Annotated in this window: 19 protein-coding genes and 1 riboswitch; of the genes, 5 read left to right on the forward strand and 14 right to left on the reverse strand. The window is 47.6% G+C overall.

The annotated features are described in order from the left end of the window. Nucleotides 1-52: 52 nt before the first annotated feature. The 8 genes from SPICA_RS00735 to pheS form a co-directional block, all read right to left on the reverse strand. Entirely contained in the window at nucleotides 53-736 is a 684-nt protein-coding gene (locus SPICA_RS00735) for a response regulator (protein WP_013967631.1), read from the reverse strand. Next, nucleotides 723-1,952 carry a sensor histidine kinase gene (locus SPICA_RS00740; RefSeq protein WP_013967632.1) on the reverse strand — a complete coding sequence of 410 codons (1,230 nt, stop codon included), beginning with the start codon at nucleotides 1,950-1,952 and terminating at the stop codon, nucleotides 723-725. The genes SPICA_RS00735 and SPICA_RS00740 overlap by 14 nt, the downstream gene beginning before the upstream one ends. After that, a complete protein-coding gene (locus SPICA_RS00745) occupies nucleotides 1,953-2,888 on the reverse strand; it encodes a SufB/SufD family protein (protein WP_013967633.1) in 936 nt (311 codons plus the stop codon). Nucleotides 2,889-2,890: 2 nt separating this feature from the next. Then, nucleotides 2,891-3,622: an ATP-binding cassette domain-containing protein gene (locus SPICA_RS00750; RefSeq protein ID WP_013967634.1), complete on the reverse strand. Its 732-nt coding sequence runs from the start codon at nucleotides 3,620-3,622 to the stop codon at nucleotides 2,891-2,893. A 147-nt stretch (nucleotides 3,623-3,769) separates the two neighbouring features. Further along, the gene (locus tag SPICA_RS00755) at nucleotides 3,770-4,633 is read right to left on the reverse strand and encodes a VIT1/CCC1 transporter family protein (RefSeq protein ID WP_013967635.1); all 864 of its coding nucleotides are present in this window, start codon (nucleotides 4,631-4,633) and stop codon (nucleotides 3,770-3,772) included. 95 nt (nucleotides 4,634-4,728) lie between these two features. After that, the gene (locus tag SPICA_RS00760; protein ID WP_013967636.1) at nucleotides 4,729-5,220 is read right to left on the reverse strand and encodes an adenosine-specific kinase; all 492 of its coding nucleotides are present in this window, start codon (nucleotides 5,218-5,220) and stop codon (nucleotides 4,729-4,731) included. A 12-nt stretch (nucleotides 5,221-5,232) separates the two neighbouring features. Continuing rightward, nucleotides 5,233-6,975 (reverse strand): phenylalanine--tRNA ligase subunit beta, encoded by a 1,743-nt coding sequence (gene pheT / locus SPICA_RS00765; RefSeq protein WP_013967637.1) that lies wholly within the window; start codon nucleotides 6,973-6,975, stop codon nucleotides 5,233-5,235. Between the two features lie 70 nt (nucleotides 6,976-7,045). Further along, on the reverse strand, nucleotides 7,046-8,659 hold the full coding sequence (gene pheS / locus SPICA_RS00770) for a phenylalanine--tRNA ligase subunit alpha (RefSeq protein WP_013967638.1): 1,614 nt from the start codon (nucleotides 8,657-8,659) through the stop codon (nucleotides 7,046-7,048). A 193-nt stretch (nucleotides 8,660-8,852) separates the two neighbouring features. Here pheS and SPICA_RS00775 point away from each other — a divergent pair, with 193 nt between their 5' ends. Further along, on the forward strand, nucleotides 8,853-9,269 hold the full coding sequence (locus SPICA_RS00775; protein WP_041396311.1) for a secondary thiamine-phosphate synthase enzyme YjbQ: 417 nt from the start codon (nucleotides 8,853-8,855) through the stop codon (nucleotides 9,267-9,269). Between the two features lie 122 nt (nucleotides 9,270-9,391). Here SPICA_RS00775 and SPICA_RS00780 read toward each other — a convergent pair whose 3' ends face one another. The 6 genes from SPICA_RS00780 to SPICA_RS00805 form a co-directional block, all read right to left on the reverse strand. Next, entirely contained in the window at nucleotides 9,392-10,087 is a 696-nt protein-coding gene (locus SPICA_RS00780) for a hypothetical protein (RefSeq protein ID WP_013967640.1), read from the reverse strand. A gap of 26 nt (nucleotides 10,088-10,113) precedes the next feature. Continuing rightward, nucleotides 10,114-10,749, reverse strand: a complete 636-nt coding sequence (locus SPICA_RS00785; protein WP_013967641.1) for a rhomboid family intramembrane serine protease — start codon at nucleotides 10,747-10,749, stop codon at nucleotides 10,114-10,116. Between the two features lie 26 nt (nucleotides 10,750-10,775). Further along, nucleotides 10,776-11,084, reverse strand: coding sequence for a 2Fe-2S iron-sulfur cluster-binding protein (locus SPICA_RS00790; protein ID WP_041396094.1), 309 nt, complete (start codon nucleotides 11,082-11,084; stop codon nucleotides 10,776-10,778). 11 nt (nucleotides 11,085-11,095) lie between these two features. Further along, entirely contained in the window at nucleotides 11,096-12,178 is a 1,083-nt protein-coding gene (gene dgcA / locus SPICA_RS00795; protein WP_013967643.1) for a diguanylate cyclase DgcA, read from the reverse strand. A gap of 79 nt (nucleotides 12,179-12,257) precedes the next feature. Next, nucleotides 12,258-13,259 (reverse strand): tRNA dihydrouridine synthase DusB, encoded by a 1,002-nt coding sequence (dusB, locus tag SPICA_RS00800; RefSeq protein ID WP_013967644.1) that lies wholly within the window; start codon nucleotides 13,257-13,259, stop codon nucleotides 12,258-12,260. Between the two features lie 21 nt (nucleotides 13,260-13,280). Next, nucleotides 13,281-14,057, reverse strand: a complete 777-nt coding sequence (locus tag SPICA_RS00805) for a TatD family hydrolase (protein WP_013967645.1) — start codon at nucleotides 14,055-14,057, stop codon at nucleotides 13,281-13,283. A gap of 189 nt (nucleotides 14,058-14,246) precedes the next feature. On the opposite strand from SPICA_RS00805, the gene SPICA_RS00810 reads away from it, so the two are divergent. From SPICA_RS00810 to SPICA_RS00825, 4 genes are all read left to right on the forward strand, one after another. Next, nucleotides 14,247-14,531 (forward strand): hypothetical protein, encoded by a 285-nt coding sequence (locus tag SPICA_RS00810; protein ID WP_156789600.1) that lies wholly within the window; start codon nucleotides 14,247-14,249, stop codon nucleotides 14,529-14,531. A 117-nt stretch (nucleotides 14,532-14,648) separates the two neighbouring features. Further along, a riboswitch (FMN riboswitch) is annotated at nucleotides 14,649-14,782 on the forward strand. A gap of 71 nt (nucleotides 14,783-14,853) precedes the next feature. After that, nucleotides 14,854-15,960 (forward strand): bifunctional diaminohydroxyphosphoribosylaminopyrimidine deaminase/5-amino-6-(5-phosphoribosylamino)uracil reductase RibD, encoded by a 1,107-nt coding sequence (ribD, locus tag SPICA_RS00815; protein WP_013967647.1) that lies wholly within the window; start codon nucleotides 14,854-14,856, stop codon nucleotides 15,958-15,960. Continuing rightward, entirely contained in the window at nucleotides 15,945-16,616 is a 672-nt protein-coding gene (locus tag SPICA_RS00820) for a riboflavin synthase (protein ID WP_013967648.1), read from the forward strand. The genes ribD and SPICA_RS00820 overlap by 16 nt, the downstream gene beginning before the upstream one ends. After that, nucleotides 16,613-17,836 (forward strand): bifunctional 3,4-dihydroxy-2-butanone-4-phosphate synthase/GTP cyclohydrolase II, encoded by a 1,224-nt coding sequence (locus tag SPICA_RS00825; protein WP_013967649.1) that lies wholly within the window; start codon nucleotides 16,613-16,615, stop codon nucleotides 17,834-17,836. Before SPICA_RS00820 ends, SPICA_RS00825 begins: the two co-directional genes overlap by 4 nt. Nucleotide 17,837: the final 1 nt, after the last annotated feature.

Below are 17,837 nucleotides of genomic sequence, written 5' to 3' on the forward strand. Positions count from 1 at the left end.
GCGAAAGGGACAGAAGTCCCATAAAGAGAGATTTTTGTTGGTATAATTGTACCTAATTATGGTAGCGAATTTCGTTGGCCAGCTGAATTATTTCGAAACGGTCTTTTACACCGAGTTTAGAATAAATAACACTCACATGGTTACGGACCGTTTGTTCGGCTATATTCAGCTTTTTGGCAATCCCTTCATTATCAAGGCCCGTGGCAATGAGGGTAAAGATTTCCCGTTCCCGTTTTGTCAGGGTATTAAACCATTCAAACTTTTTTGAGATCGAATCAACCTTTGGCTTAGTATCGTCATAGAGTTGATGCACGAGCTTGGCTGCAATCTGGGGGGAGATTTGCATGACCCCGCCACGGAGGGCCCGAATTGCAGCAATAAGCTCGGTGGGGGAAATATCCTTTAAAAGGTAACCGGAAGCTCCTTCTTTGAGGGCATCCCGGACATACTCATCCTCATCATAGGTGGAAAGCATAATGATTTTTGTATTAGGTAGATAGGACCTGAGCCTTTTTGTAGCTTCGACACCGTTCATAATGGGCATGTGGACGTCCATGAGGACCATGTCGGGAGCGCCCGAAGTTTTTGCCAGCTCCAGGGCAAGCTCTACCGCCTTTGATCCATTCTCTGCAAGTCCCACTACTACAATATCGGTAGCATAATTTTCAAGGAAGGTTTTAAGACTTTGGGCAAACAAAGGCTGGTCATCGACCAGCATAACTTTAATTTTTTCCATACCTACCTGCTCTTATGGGTATATGAACTAACACTTTAAAGCCTCCTTCTGGGGCATTGCCTGCTTTTATAGTTCCTCCAAGGTTTTTAATTCGTTCTTCCATCCCGGATAATCCTATGCCCTTCACGATATCTTTGGCCCCCAGACCATCATCCTGTACACTTAATTCTAGGTGGTCATCAACAATCCAGAAGTGGACCCACACATGACTTGCCCGGCCATGCCGCATGGCATTGGTCAGGGCTTCCTGCACTACCCGATAGACCGCCATATCAATCTCATCCCCAAAACTGGGGGGCATGTTTCCCGCTTCTATAGAGACCTGAATGCCAGTAACCCGTTCAAAGACGGACTTTATCTTATAAATAGCCGCAATACCCCGTTCACGGTGGGTGTCGCTGGCCCGCAGTTCCCGGAGGGCCCGTCGGGTTTCCTGGAGCCCTTCCTTGGCCTGAACCCGTACAGTGGTGTGTAATTCTGCCAGGGCCGCCGGGTCCCGGCCGCCCATACTGATGGCCGCATCCATGAGGGCGATGATATTGGTAAAAATATAGCCAGAAATGTCGTGTATTTCCCGGCTGATGCGGTTCCGTTCCCGGGTAATGGCTTCTTCATCGGCGGTACGGGCATAGCGCTGCAGGTCCTGGTTAAATTCGGACAACCGGTCAATGGTGACATCAAGATGGGATACCGTTTCCTGAGCCGCCTTTAGTTTATCCTGCAAAGCCCGAATAAAGGAAACCGAAAGCATGACTACGAAGAGAACCGCCACAAAGGTAATTTCTGAAGGTCCATCAATCTGGGGAATTGGAGAGGTAAGCATGGTTTCCCCAAGCAAGTGGCTTGGGTGCTGGAATATTGCAAATAGAACAAGGGCCGCAGAGCCGGCGATGCTATTGGCCGGCCAAAAAAGGTAGAGGCCGTTAAGGATAAAAAACGCGGCGGCCAGACACAGTTTGATGGTAAGGTAAGCTTCTATCGAATAACCGAGCAGTATGTAGGCAATGACTGCGCCGAGCCAGGCGAGTATTTTACCCGGCAAGGTTGTGGTTATGATCATTAATAATCCGGCGATACCTAAAAACAGGTAGGAGATGATGACCGTTGCCCAAAGATCAAAATTAAGTGCCGAGCCGGTGTTAAGAAAAAGAATAAGGCCAATACTGTACAGGAGGACCGCTATCAGTAATAGGGTAATCTGTACAGCACGGCACATTTATGAAAGCAGTCCCTTAATGATGAGGTCTGTAGCTTCATCTTCGGTGAGACCCCGGCTCAGGAGGGTTTCCAGCTGTTTGGAATCTACCGATCCGATGGCTGCCTCATGGGTTACATGGGCCCGATGGTCCTTCACGAATACTATGGGAATGGCCCTGGCTTGGGCTTCTCCCTGAACGATTTCTTTGCAATCCACATGGCCCCGGGAATAGGGAGCTTCGGCAATAATTTCGTTTTCTATTATCGCCTGGGCCTGTTCTTTCAGTGCGATGTGGCTCGTCAGAATCCCCACCGCATTTTCGCCTTTGAGCTGTACCGCTTCGCGGATATGGATAGCGTCGTTCAGTCTGCCATAGAGCCGGGCTTTCATATCCAGAACCGCATCCTTTTCGCAGTAGCCCTGATAATCGAGTTCAACCACCCCTGCCGCACCTTGAATCAGTTCAAACTCGGTGCTGTAGCGGGCGTTTTCATCGAGATACACAACTGTTTTAGGGACTATGGTTACCCCGCCCTTGGGGCCATGAATATGCCGCTCGAAATATGAAAGGGTTGCATTCTTTTGTAATTCGATCTTTGCGTCCATGAGGTGCTGAACATTTACCGCATTGGGAAAGGTACAATGGGCCATAAATTGGGCTTTTGCCCCCTCTTCTATCACCGTATGGGAGATAATTTTTTGCACCCCGTTGTCGGGAATTATGCCGAAGCAGAAATGGACAGGCTTTGCAATGACCGTGCCGGCACGGACACGGATTTCTACCCGGACGCCTTCGGCAAAACTTTCGGACGTTACCTCGAGTCCATCTACCAGGTGGGCGCCAAGCACTTCGTTGCCGTGTATTTCGATATGAGCCACGTCCGGGCCATAGTGATGTTGATTGATGGAAGCCAGCAGTTCCGCCAGCAGTTCTTCTTTTTCATTCGTTGCCATAGTTATTTCCTGTCAATATCGGGACAACCCACATGGGTACAGGGCGCACATTGTCCGTTAAAATAATCGAGCATCCTGTCCATGGGACCCTTGTCTACAATCTGGCCCGCACAGAGAAGAAATGCATGATCCGCCTGCTGAAGTACTTCACCGCTGTGGGTAATGAGGAGTACTGTGGTTCCTTCGGCCTTAAGTTCCCGAATGACCGTGAAGATATGCTGAATGGAGTCGATATCTACACCGCTGTCCGGTTCATCCATCAGGAGGAGCCGGGGTTTCATGGCATACACCGACGCCAGTTCGATCCGCTTCCGTTCGCCCCCCGAGAGGGTCTTGTCGACAGCCCGGGATCGATACCGATTGGGATCGAGTCCTACTACCCGAAGGGCCTCGTCCACCAGGACTAGTCGCTTTTCCCTGGCCCCTGCCAGAATAAAGTCAGGTACCGACAGTCCCTCGAATCGGGCAGGTTCCTGGAATACCAATGTAATACCAAGCCGGGCCCGTTCATCAACCGATAAGTTATTGATGAGCTCGCCGTTAAAGCGGATTTCCCCTTCGATATCCCGGTAGCCGGAGAGCCCCATAATGGTTTGGGCAAGGGTCGATTTACCGGCCCCGTTTGGACCGATTACTGCATGGACATAGCCCTGCCAGATATCCGCAGAAATATCATGCAGCAGGGGTCTGCCGTCTTTCACCAGAGACAAATTTCGAATTTCTAGTAAGTTCAACGATGGATTCCTTTCGGTAAAAGTATATCCACTTGACCCTTCTGGCGCTAGCCCCCCGCCTGCAGGGGTAATCCCAAGACAGCTTTTAGGAGGCCGTCGGCAAGCCGGCTAGCCCCCCACCTGTAGGGTGCATGGGTCTACGTTTTTCTAGGCATCTACTCCCAGCATGATTTTGAGGATCCAGCCCAGGGTAAAGGAGAATGCTGCTACCCCAAGACTGATAAAGGTCATTTCCCAGAACCGCTGTCTGAAATTGAGATCCTTGGCGACAGAGATATAGTAGTTAAACAGGAAAATAATCACCACTACAATAGCCAGGGTTATGGCAAGGCTGATGAACTTATAGGGTATGAGGAGGAAGGGCAGTATCATCAATATAACCGTAATAAAATAGGCAAGGCCGGTATAGAGGGCTGAACGGGCTGCCTTGGGGTCCCCCTCAGCTTTCGAGGAGAGGTAGTCCGATGCTGCCATGGAAAAAGCAGCAGAAATGCCGGTAACGAGCCCGGCCAGCGAAATAATTTTGGTATCCCCTAATGCGAGGGTAAAGCCTGCAAGGGCCCCAGTCAGCTCCACGAGGGCATCGTTAAGACCGAGTACAATGGAACCCACATATTGGAGGAGCTCCTCATCCAGCATAGCGAGGAGGCTTTTCTCATGGGCTGCCTCATCTTCGGCAATTTTTTTTACTTCTGGAAAGGCCGCTTCAATTTCAGCGTATTTACGGGAGGCGGTGCCTTCATTTTTTTCCATCCGTTTCAGGACGAAGGTAAGCCCTAAGATGCGGGCGAGCATTACGGTCCGCCAGACCTTGCCCCAGTTTGGTTCTACCTCTACACCGGTTTTGGTTTTCCAGAATTCAGCATGAGCCTTTTCGGCCTCACCAATGCTCCGCAGAACCTGAGCATTCTGTTCGTTTTTGGCAAGATCCGCCAGCTTGGTATAGACATGATATTCGGTAATTTCATTTCGCTGAGCTGCAAGTATTTGTTTTTTTAGAGCCTCGTCCATAGGTAAACTCCTTTGTACCAAATGTATAGACCTTTATAAATCTAAACTCGGGGCAAAACTCAGGCAACGTGTAGCTAAGCCCTACTAACTAAACCCTACGCAAGCTTATAACCGAAACGCCGCAGAAGGCCCTTCCGGTCAGCCTTATCCTGTTCCCCTTCTGTGCCCTTGGGGCTGGCTCCATCAATGACCCCCATAATGCCTCGGCCCTGGTCGCTGGTGGCTACCATTACCTGTACGGGGTTGGCGGTGGCACAATAAATCTGGCAAACCTCGGGGCAGGCTTTAATACGATCCAGTACATTGATGGGATAGGCGTTTTTCATGATGAGATAAAAGGTGTGCCCAGCGCCTACCGCGAGGGCACAGGCTTCGGCGGCCTTTACCAGCTCAGGGTCATTCCCCTCGGTTCGAACCAGGCAGGGACCAGAGGCTTCGTTAAAGGCGAGGCCATAGCGGACCCCCGGTACCGAACCGGCCATGATTTCCGCCAGGTCTTCCACGGTTTTAATAAAGTGAGACTGTCCGACCACAATATTAAGATCCTGTGGGACCGGCAGTTGGACCAGTTCAAACTCAAGCTTCATGGGAACCTCCTCTTATAACAGGGCGTCCAGATCCACCTCGCAGGCGGTACAGGGCATGGTGATACCCCAGTTTTCCAGAACCTGGGGGTGTACTTCACCAAAGACCCCGATACGCTGCCCTTTATATACAATACCTGCGGCTCGGCCTGGAATAAATCTGTTATCCACGACTTCTTCTACCTCGTATTCACGGGAAAGATAGTAGAACAGGGCCTGGAGTTGGCTTGCGACGGTATTAAAGTTAGCATCGGAAGCGGCATGGACAAAGCCCAGATGCTGCCGGGTTTTTACCCCATAGTTTTCTGAGGCATCCCGGTAAGCCACTTTGCCTACTTCAAAAATTTTATGGGGGAACACCGCATGGGCCGAAACAGATTCGGAAATCATGAGGGAAGCCAGCACCGAATCCCGGACATATTCATAGTTTTCAGTCATGGGATTGCTGATCCGGACGATCTGGGATCCATCCCGGCACATCTTTTCGATAAAATCCTTACCGGATCCGAGATAGTTGTAAATCATCTCCTGGTATCCAAGGCCGATCATCAGTTCCTTCACCTTGCGGGAGAACTGGGTGATGGGGGTAAGCCGTCCAATGGTAAAGTCCCGGGGTTTCAGGGGGGTAAAGGATGGCAGAGTTCGGCCGATCATGACATCCTCAACCACATCCGCCGCATGGAGGAAGTCGTTCCGGTATTCCGGCGGATAGACCCTGAGGCCCATCGTTTTTTCACTGGAACCAGCTTCGGTGTCCTCTGCCAGTTCAGCCCTACAGCCCATCCGTTGCAGGGCCGCTACACAGTCGGGGCCGCTTAAAGCTTCGCCGAGGAATTTTTCGATCCGTTTCAGGGAACAGAAGGTCGGTTTCTGGAAATAGTAGGGGAAGGTGAGGGTTCTGCCAAAGGGGGTGTCATAGGGGTATTCGACGGTGACCGGATGGACCGTATAGCCCATATCTGCGAAGTCGCAGGCAGTCATGTTGACTGCCAGGGTAAGGGACTCGAGGTCCGTACCGGTCATTTCCACAAAGAGTTCCGAATCACCTACTTCCACAGCCCCAATCCGGGCACTGTTGATAACCGGCGGGAACGAGAGGGTTTCCCCCGCAGCATCGGTGAGATAGGGGAACTTTTTATAGGATGAAACAATGTAGCCGTACTCCTGGCCTTTGGGGTGTTTTTCACAGATTTCTTGGAGGGACAGTTTTTCATCCATCCCAAGGGGGATGAATCTGGTCGTGTCAGGGTCAGCAGCGGTATATTGAACCGGCCACTTGATTAAGCTGGTCCGGTATACCCCCATGGCGATAGACCGGCGTTTGCGGCCAAAATTCCAGCATAGCTTTTCCTGGGTCTGGATAATATCCTTAAGGCGGCTGTCATCAATGGCTTTTCCGCTGACCACATAGGCTGCGATATAGGGCCGGATATCTTTCAGGGCAGGGGCCACAACAACACGGTACTGTTTCGATTCCTGAACAGCGCCGGGCCGGGAAAAGAAGGTATAGGCGGGGATACCGCTGCCACTGTGGATCCGTAATTGTCGGGCCACCCCTGCAGTAGACCAGAGGTCAGGTCGGTTTGTATCATTCAGCTCGATTTTTAAAACCCGCTCGGCTTCCGGCTGGGTTTTATCAGAGTCTTCGTCCAATTCTGCCTTGGCACAGGTCAGAGCTTCCTCAAAGGCATCCCGATCGAGCCAGCGTTTGCCCACCAGGCTGTAAAAAAGTTGTTCATTCACTTCTATCTTTGGCATGCTGCTTACTCCATTCCATACTTGCGTTAGGCTCGAGGGGCAGGATAAGTCTCTGCTCCTCGGCCGTCATTTATTGGGCCGAGCGGGCCCCTTCCTTGGCACGTCTCAGTCGGACATTTTCGATATCGTAGCTAAAGAGTTCCCGCAGGTCATTGAGGCCCAGAGCCATGAGGGCCATGCGGTCAATGCCGATACCCCAGGCGGCAACGGGGACATCGACGCCGAGGGCTTTGGTTACTTCGGGCCTGAAAATTCCGGAACCGCCCAACTCAAACCATCCCAGCACGGGATGCTTGATATGAACCTCTACGGAAGGTTCGGTGAAGGGGAAGTAGCCCGGCACATATTTTACTTCCTTGGCTCCGGCTACCTCGACGGCAAACATTTCAAGGAATCCCAGGAGGGTTCTGAGGTTAACCTCTTCTCCAAGAACAATCCCTTCAGTTTGATAGAAGTCAGACAGGTGGGTTGCATCGACCCGGTCATAACGGAAACAGCGGACAATGCCAAAATACTTGCCAGGCACCTTGGCTTTAGGAAGCTGTCGGGCAGACAGTACGGTCCCCTGACTGCGGAGGATGAGCCGCCGGGTAAATTCCCGGTCAAAGGCATAGTTCCAGCCCCGGCTTCCGGTATCGCCGCCATTTTCATGGGCTGCAGCAACCCGGGAAAGCCAGGGTTCTTCGATGAATTGGGCCTTGGTAGGTTCAGCTACATAGTACACATCATGAATATCCCGGGCAGAATGGAACTGGGGCATAAAGAGGGCATCGGAGTTCCAGAATTCGGTCTCCACAAGGGAGCCATCGAATTCTTCAAAGCCCAATGATACCAGTTTATCCTTTACATCTTCCAGGAATTTTGCATAGGGGTTGGAACGGCCCACGAGGAGCCGGCTCGGAGGAACCTTGACGTTATAAGAACGGAAGGAAGCACCCTTCCATGTGCCGGATGCGAGCAGTTCAGGGGTAAGGCTCCCTATTTCGTCCCCCGTAATACCCGCTGCTTCCAGGGCTTTCGCCAGTTCAGTATGGATCTCGGTAAAGGCAAAGACCACCGTTTCCCGCTCTACGATACGGAAAGCTGCGTCACTGGCGCCTCGTTTTTTGGCAACCCCGGCCATAACTGCCTTTTCTGCTTCGCTCAGGGAGCTTTCCGCCAGCATGCCGCCCTCTGCGGCGGCGGCTTTTTCGAGGAGCCGGCGCAGGAGCGCCATTTTTTCAGCAATTTCACCCTTTGCCGGGAGCCCGTTATCCAGTATGTCCGCCGCCGCAGTGGCTAGCACGACCCGTTTTGCCTCATCCATGGCGAGAATGCCCGCCTTAGAGAGGGCTCCAAAGGCGCTGCCGACGTCCTTGTTTTCGATACCAAGGGCTGAGGCAATTTCCGGGAGTCTGAGGCCCGATTTGGTTTTTAAGAGCTTCAACATCCGCTCTTCCGGTGTGCCCTGGTCTTTCCATTGGCGGCCTAAATCGGTAAGTTCATACAAAATATGGGTTTCCCGCCGTACTTCTCGTACAAGCCCTTTGCTTGAAAGCCAAGACAGGGCCTGGTTCCCGTTACCGCTCTTAAAGCCCAGTTCTGATTCTACTTTTTCGATTGTTAATTCATCCTGCAGTGTATAATGCCGGATAATCCGGACTTCTAAGGGATGCAGATTTTTTACCAAACCTTGAATATCCATGAAAACTCCCAATTACCCTGGCGATTATCGAGCCGGGGCCTAATTCTATATATAGAGACTTCTCAGAACATAGGCAGCTATGAGAGGTCATCATAAAAAATCTTTGTTATACGTTACCCGAGAAGGGCCTTCCTGTAAAGACCGGCCAGATTATTTATGGACGATTCGACTGGAATGGTTCATAATAAAGGTTATGAAATCCCTAACCAAAGAACTCTGGTTCGAGACCAGAAAGAAGCGAGAGTTTATTAACATAACGCCTCAGGTTGCCGATCTTGTTCGGGAATCGGGGGTTCAGGAGGGACTATGTCTGGTAAATGCCATGCATATTACCGCCAGTGTGTTCATCAATGATGATGAGGGAGGGTTGCACCAGGATTTTGATGTGTGGCTTGAAAAGCTGGCTCCCCATGAGCCAGTTTCTGCTTACCGGCACAATGTGGGTGAAGATAATGCGGATGCCCACATGAAACGGCAGATTATGGGCCGGGAGGTTGTGGTAGCCATTACCCGGGGAGAGCTGCATTTTGGTCCTTGGGAACAGATTTTTTATGGTGAGTTTGATGGTCAGCGCCGCAAGCGGGTGCTGGTGAAAATTATCGGCGAGTAGCCCTGTCAGTTATCCCCGGCAGTGTGGTTATAGGGGCGACAATTGGGGCCGCTGTGACAGAACGGTAGTTTGGCCGCTGTTGTAGTCGCAGCTGGGTTGTGGCCCCTCTGATGGCAGTTCTGTTAGTAGGCAGAAAAGGCAGTGATGTCGCTTACTTCTATATAAAAGGTTGCACCGCACTGCCAGCGGCCTGCATCTACCCAGTATCGCGGGAAGGACGCCAGCGCAACGAGCCCGGTGCTGTGTTTGGGCCGGTTCCGTTCGGTGCCCCGTAAAAGGGTCCGGACTGCTGCACGGGCTGCATCCTCCAGGGCCTGACGTTTGCCGTCGAGCCAGCCTGCGGCACCAGGCCCCGCCAGGGGGCCGTTCCCGGTGGCTTGTACTTTTTTAATGGTGCCGCTCTTCCATTGTTCAAGCCGGCGTTCTTGGGCTGCATCGGGGCGGTAATCCATCCATACATAGAGATAGCTTTCCACTAACCGGGCATCGGTAACCAAAAGTTTGGGGTCTCCTGCGGGGATGGTGCCCCGGCTTGTAAGGTCAAACTGTTCAGGAATGGCCCGGGCCTTTTCTCCAATTTCATAATCATAGACCCAGCCGAATATCATGGAGGCGAAATAGAGCGATCCCTCTTGCAGAGCACGGATCTGGGCAGTCCTGGTGTCCAGCGGATAGGGTTCATCAATATATTGATAATAGACCGGTTCCAGATCGACCCGTACTTCACCGCGGAGTACCGATTGAGCAGACACGGTGAGGGTGGTGAAGAACAGGATGAATGAGCCCACTAATTGTGTTAATGAGTATTTCGCAGTCACAGTATAGGTATCGGTTTATCAAGCGGTCATCTTGACCTGAGATAATGCCAGGGATTGGCTCCGTATCGGATGACAAAGTAGAGCCATGCAAAACCGAACCCTGCCAGGTGGGTAATATGGGCGATCCCGCTTGCAAGCCCAAAAATTGATGAAAAGAGCTCCAGGGCGGTGAACCCTAGGACCATAATGGGGGCTCTGAGGGGAAGGATACCCCAGAGGTATACGATGGAATCGGGGAAAAAGGTAGCATAGGCCAGCTGGACCGCGAAGAGGGCTCCTGAGGCTCCCAAGAGAAACACATAGCCCGATCCGGTTGCCCAATAGAGTCCAAAAGAGAAGAGCCCTGCAAAAAAGCCGGTTGTTAGGTAGAAGAGGAGAAATTCCTTGGACCCCATTTGTCGTTCCACGGGGGTACCGAAGAAAAAAAGGCCCAGCATGTTTAACAGGAGATGGGAAATGCCACCATGGGCGAACATATAGGTGAAAAACTGCCATACCATACCGTAGCGGAGGACGAGCTGGGTATTGAGTGAAAGGTAAGCCGTAGCCTGGGGAAAAATGTTCTGCCCAAGGAATACGAGCAGGTTGAGTCCGATGAGGATTAACACCACATTGTCATAACGGTAGCGAAAGGGTTTTCGTAGTATATTGGTCATAGCCATAACATACTTTGCTAGGCTGGTACTGGTCAACTGAAAAGATGGACATCACAGTCTGCAGAGATATAGGTCTGACAGGCGAGTCGTTCTCCATCCTCTGGATGGGCTCCCATAGTCTCGAGCCGCTGGGCTTCTTTGGGGCTTATCGCATTGGCAAACCGTATATTCTGGTTCGCTGAACTAAGCCGTACCCGGCAGGTACCGCACTCAGCTTTGCCGCCACAGCGGTGGTGTATGGAAATGCCTGCAGATAAGAGAATATTAACCAGAGATACCGCTGGAGATGCTGGGATGAGCACTGTTGTTCCATCAATTTGATGAACTCTGATTTCTGCCACTGGACTAAGGCTCACTGCTCGAGAAAGGTAACCCGATTGCGGCCCTGTTGTTTCGAGATATACAAGGCCCGATCAGCTCGATCTACCACCGACTTAGGTTGACTATCAATCAGTTTATTATAGCTTGCGACTCCACAGGAAACGGTTACCTTGAGCTTTTGTCCGTCATATTCGGTTTCCTTCTCTTCGATAGCTTTTCGGATACGTTCAGCTATTTTAACGGCTATTTCTGGACCATCCTCAGCGATGAGCACGACAAACTCTTCGCCCCCATAACGGGCTGCTATGTCTGTATTACGTACATGTTCGGAAATTGTTTTTGCAACAGATACGAGAACCATATCGCCACATGCATGACCATAGGTGTCATTAAAACGCTTAAAAAAATCAATATCGAGCATGATAATATTAAAGCTTTTTTGGGGCATGTCTATATTGCCATATCGTTCCTGGATAACAGTAAAAAAATAGTGCTTCATTTTTAATTTAGTCATCATGTCAGTGGTAGTCATCTCGAAAAGAAAAGCATTGTTAATGGAAATAGCCGCTAAGGTTGCAATATTAAGGAGATGTTCCCGTTCATAGGGATCAAAGTCGGTCTCATCAATCCGTTCTCCTAAAATAATGACTCCATTTATTTGTCCCTTGGTTTTAAGCGGTACCAGGAGTGATGGCTCCATAGCTTCTATATGTTCAATCCCATCTAAGGGTCCAATTGCTGCATGAATGTCACGGAGAGTATAGCATCCATACTTTTCAGAAAAAAGTTTTATAAGAGGATGTTGTTCTGGGATTGCATAATCCTTTGAAATATCTATATCGAAGCCTTTAAAATTTCTTTGAAGGACAAACTCAGTAGAATCAAACCCTTTTTTTGTAAAAATACCCGCTTTGATAACCTTCATTTGGGCCATGCATATAAAAAGAATAGAATCTATTAAAATAGTATAATCTAAAGTTGAGTTGAGACTTTTTGAAATTTCAAGCAGCTGGCGAAGGTCAAAAATCTGTTTTTCATAATCTACTACAAAGGATGTACAATTTTCTTGAACAGATAGGTCTTGCTCTACATTTTGCTTTCCCAATTCAGGCATAGTAGTAATGCTAGCACCCTCTGACTAGTTTTACAAGCCATATGCATAAATATGGCTCACCTTTAATAATAGCATTAATTTATGATAAATAGTAAGAAAGAATTTCCTGAAATTGTAAAATTGTTTCCGCATGGACGAGTTCATTCCGTAAAGCGGCACCACCTTCAATCCCTTTTGTGTAGGCGCAGAATTGCTTTCTCATTTCCTTACAGGCTGTGCTTTCCCCAATATCTGTAGCTAGCCGTTTAAGTTGGGTGAATCCTGTCTGAATCCGCTCCTTCGGCGGAACTGGAGTGTAGGTGCCTATTTCGATGAGTGCTCTGGTTTCTGTAAAAATAAAGGGGTTCCCCATAGCTCCCCGGGCGAACATGACTGCTGCACAGCCCGTTTCCTGAAGCATCCTCAGAGCATCCTCAGGACTAAAAAGATCTCCAGAACCTACAACGGGAACCGTGAGCCTGCTTGCAAGGTCAGCGATATGTTCCCACTGGGCTTTTCCTGCATACCCTTGAGCTCTGGTACGAGCGTGGAGGGCTACCAGGGCAGCTCCGTTTTCGACAGCTATGGCAGCAGCTTCTCTATAGTTTATGCTCTTTTCATCCCAACCAGAACGGATCTTTACCGTAACTGGTACGCCGCCGAGGGCTTCCCGGGATGCCCGAACGACCGCGGCTACAATCTTTCCGAGCCGATTCAGGTCCCGCATCAGGGCTGATCCGGCACCGGTTTTAACGACCTTGGGGACTGGACAGCCGCAATTAATATCCACCACTTCAGGGTGATAGGACGCAAGGCGAAGGGCTGCTTGGTACATAACCTCTGGATCTGACCCAAAGAGCTGTATGGCATAGGCCTTTTCGTTATCTGCCCGTTTCATGAGATATTCAGACTTTTTTGCATCTCTGATGAGGGCCTCTGAAGAGATGAGCTCGGTGCAGGTAAAATTCGCCCCCAGTTCAATACAGACCGAGCGGAATGCCCGGTCTGAATAACCTGCTACAGGAGCCAGAAAAAGGTTCCCTTCCAATTCTAAAGTACCTATGGATATCGAGCGATAGAAGGAAGAATTCCTATCGGACATGAATCAAGTCCCTGTTGCTATTTAAGCGTTGGGGAGCCCGAAGAACCGGTTTGAATTTTCCCATAAGATCGATGCCAGCTCTTCATCATCCATTTCCAGCATATCCGCCAGGAATCGGGCTGTAGAAGGTAGATACTTGGGCATGTTTCGTTTGCCCCGATACTCTGCAGGGACCATAAAGGGGCTTTCAGATTCGATCAGAATACGATCTAGAGGTAAGACCTGCACCGTTTCATGAAGATTGCGGGCATTCCGATAGGTTAAGTTTCCGGCAAAGGAGAAGTAGAGATTCAGATCCAAAGCTTTTTCGGCAAAGGCAGCGTCCTCAGAATAACAGTGAAGAACACCACCCTTGGGTGGAAGCCGATCTCGCAAAATTTCGAGCACATCCTGACCTGCTTCTCGGTTGTGAATAATAACCGGCAAGTTCAATTTTGCGGCTAGCTCGAGTTGGGTGATAAAGAGCTCAATCTGCGACTTTTTATCGCCAAATTTACGAAAATAATCCAGACCAATTTCGCCAATAGCGACGATCCGGGGTAAACGGACACTCTGTTCAATGGTTTGAACCCAGTTTTTACCAGGATTCTGAACTTCCGAAGGCGAAACCCCAACCGCATGATAGACATGGTTGGCAGATTTCAGATTTTCGTACACTTTGACAAAGTCGTGCAGACTGTTACAAATAGAAACAATCCGACTGACTGAGGCCTGTCGGGCTTCCTGAGTAACAATGAGCTGCTCGATAGGGTCATCATAGATGAGCCCTATGTGGGCGTGAGTATCAAAATACTGCATGGCTTAGTCCAAAAGAATTATGATAGGGGGATTCCAAACTGGATTACTCATACTATAGCACAGGCTAGCTGTATCGTCAATGAAATGGTTTTGGAAAAGTTATGGCTTTGAAAAAGTTCTAATTGTAATGGACAAGTATCCTCTTACAGGGTATACTAAAATATATCGTATTGCTTCGTAAAGGAGTTCATGATGGATAACAGAACTAGTATGCTTTTATTTTTAGTCCTCGTAGTACTTTTTGCTTTTACTTTTGTATTTGGTATTGATGCCCTTGCTCTTCCCAATGTTAGCTATGGGGTTCTAGCTCTCATTGGTTATGTTGTATGTCTTGGGTTTAGTGTATTTCAGTGGGCTTTGCTTAAAAAAGAGCGGGGTGCCATGATGCCCTGGTTTATCACCTATGCGATTGTAATTGGTATTATTTTTGTGTGGTATGTAACTCGCTGCGGTACTGCCTTCGGTTGGTGGTAATTATTTTCTTTCTTGATGTTATCTGTACCATACCTATAAGTTATTTTAAAATAATTCCCGTTGTTAGGAGCAGTTTTTGCATCTTGACATAGAAGTATAAAATTGGTATTTAGAAACTATGTTCTTCAGGGCGGGGTGAAAGTCCCCACCGGCGGTAAAGCCCGCGAGCTATAATACGGTTTGTCCGTTTTTTAGCATGATTCGGTGAAACTCCGAAGCCGACAGTACAGTCTGGATGGAAGAAGATACATGTACCTTTAACAATTTTTGTTATTAAACGTGTATGTAGCCCTGTAGACTTTGGTGTTTACGGGGTTTTTTTATGCACGAATTCTTTATGAAAATGGCCCTTGATCTTGCACAGAAGGGTATTGGAAGGGTGAATCCAAACCCTTTAGTTGGGGCTGTTATTGTAAAGCATGGTAAAGTCATAGGTTGTGGTTTTCATGAGTTTTATGGGGGTCCCCATGCGGAAGTAATGGCGATTAATGATGCCATACAGGCTGGATGTACCGATTTTGCATCTACAACACTCTATGTTACTTTAGAACCTTGTTGCCATTTCGGTAAAACACCTCCTTGTACATCTTTAATTATAAAAAGTGGTATCCCTTCAGTAGTAGTAGGAATGGAAGATCCCAATCCATTAGTGTCTGGTAAAGGAATTACGATTTTAAAAAATGCAGGAATTGAAGTCCAGGTCGGAGTCCTTGAAGATGCGTGCCGAAAATTAAACCCTGTGTTTATAACCTACATTACGACAAAAAAACCCTATGTATTATTAAAATCAGGAATGTCTTTGGATGGGAAAATAGCAACCGTTACTGGAGATTCAAAATGGATTACCTGTGAGGAATCACGCAAGGATGTACACCGTCTTCGTAGTCAATATATGGCTGTAATGTGTGGTATTGGGACAGTACTTTCTGATGATCCTGAACTTACCGTACGAATAATTGAAGGCAAGAATCCTATCCGTATTATCACTGATAGTCATCTTCGGATCCCTTTAGAATCCAACATTGTTCGAACTGCCCGGAATATAAGAACAATCATAGCTACTACAGAGAACAGCGATTCTAAGAAAGCAGAAAAACTTACCACTATGGGTGTAGAACTTATTTATACAAAGCTAAGAGACGGTCGGGTAGATCTTCAGGAACTGATAAGCATCCTAGGAACTATGAATATCGATAGTATTTTACTGGAAGGTGGTGGCACCCTTGCTTTCTCTGCATTAAAGGCAGAGATAGTGCATGCTGTGCGTTTTTATATTTCTCCTATATTACTTGGTGGTGTAAAAGCTAAAACAGTCATTGCAGGTGATGGTTTTTCGACCCTATCGAATGCTTTTAAAATTGAACATATTCATGTTGATTTTTGCGGATCGGATATTGTAATTCAAGGTGCAATATGTTTACCGGCATAATTGAAGAGATTGGGTATATACGTTCTATTATTCGCGGAAATCAATCAGCAAAAATCAAGATTAATGCACATAGGGTTTGTCAGGGAACCCATGTTGGGGATAGCATTGCAGTAAATGGGGTCTGTCTTACGGTTACTGAAATTGCTCCTTCATATTTTACAGCGGATATTATGGCTGAAACACTTTATCGAACTAATCTTGAATATGTACAAAACGGAGATTCTGTTAATCTTGAAAGGGCCCTAACACCTACAAGCCGAATAGGTGGACATTTTGTCAGCGGTCATGTTGATGAGAGGGGACTAATTCGTTCACTAGTTAAAAAAGATATTGCATCAATCATAGAGATTACCTGTAACCCTAATCTATTAAAATATATAGCAGTAAAAGGATCTATTGCACTTGATGGCATTAGCCTTACAGTCTGCGATGTTTCTCATACTTCTTTTTTTGTTTCTCTTATTCCTCATACCATGATGTATACAAGCTTAAAACAGAAAAAGGTTGGGGATACAATAAATATCGAATGTGATCTCATTGCTCGATATATCGAAAATTTACTCACCACTCAATATGAGACTACGTTGCACGACCAAGATCCTGCTTTACTTGAAAACTTATTGAAATTATCTGGATTTATAGGAGGAGTGAAATGAATAGAGTTGATGAAGCGATTAAAGCCTTTAGAGCGGGAAAAATGGTAATTATTACAGATCATCCAGAACGGGAAAATGAAGGAGATCTTTGTATTGATGCTCAATTTGTTACTCCTGAAATTATTAATTTTATGGCTCATTTTGCTTGTGGTCTTATCTGTGTTCCCATGGAGCAAAGGAGATTACAAGAACTTGAACTTCAGCCAATGGTTTATACCAATGAAGATAATCATAGAACTGCCTTTACGGTTTCTGTAGATCATAAAGAGACAACAACAGGAATTTCTGCCTTTGAGCGATCCTACACGATACAAAAGCTCATAGATACATCTTGTGGCCCCTTCGATTTTCGAAAACCTGGGCATGTTTTTCCCCTTGCTGGCTGTACTGGTGGCGTTTTGGAACGACAAGGACATACAGAAGCGGTTCTCGATCTGGTCAAACTTTCCAGAAGTGGAATACCAGATGTAACAAATAAAGCTGTTGCAGGTGTGATATGCGAAATACTTAATTCAGATGGTTCTATGGCTCGACAGAAATCACTGGAAAATTTTGCAAAAACGCATAACCTTTGCATGATAAGTGTTGATGATCTTATAAGGTATAGAAAAGAACAAGAATGTGGTGTTACGAGGGAAACCGAGACTATTCTTCCAACAAAATATGGAAACTTCAAACTTATAGGCTATACAGAAAACATCACTAAAAAGGAACATGTTGTGCTTACTATGGGTGATGTTTCGGGTGCTCGACCTGTACTCTGTCGAATCCATTCTGAGTGTCTTACAGGGGATGCCTTCGGTTCACTACGATGCGACTGTGGTGAACAGTTTAAAGAAGCATTAAGATTAATTTCTACCGAAGGTCGTGGCGTGCTTGTGTATCTCCGGCAAGAAGGCCGTGGGATAGGACTAATCAATAAATTAAAAGCCTACGCTTTGCAAGATACTGGGGTGGATACGGTTGATGCAAATTTACAAATTGGTTTTCCAGCGGATATGCGAGATTATCGGGTTGGAGCTTTGATATTAAAAGATCTAGGTGTACAAAAGGTACGGCTTATAACCAATAACCCACAAAAAATTAAAAGTATAGAACAAAATGGTATACAGGTCTCTCAACGAATTCCCATTTGTGTTCAAGCCAATGAGTATAATACATTTTATTTACAAACTAAACAAAAACGTATGTGTCATCAACTTGAACTCATCGATAGATAAA

This window comes from Gracilinema caldarium DSM 7334 (assembly GCF_000219725.1).
In the GTDB taxonomy this organism is placed as follows: domain Bacteria; phylum Spirochaetota; class Spirochaetia; order Treponematales; family Breznakiellaceae; genus Gracilinema; species Gracilinema caldarium.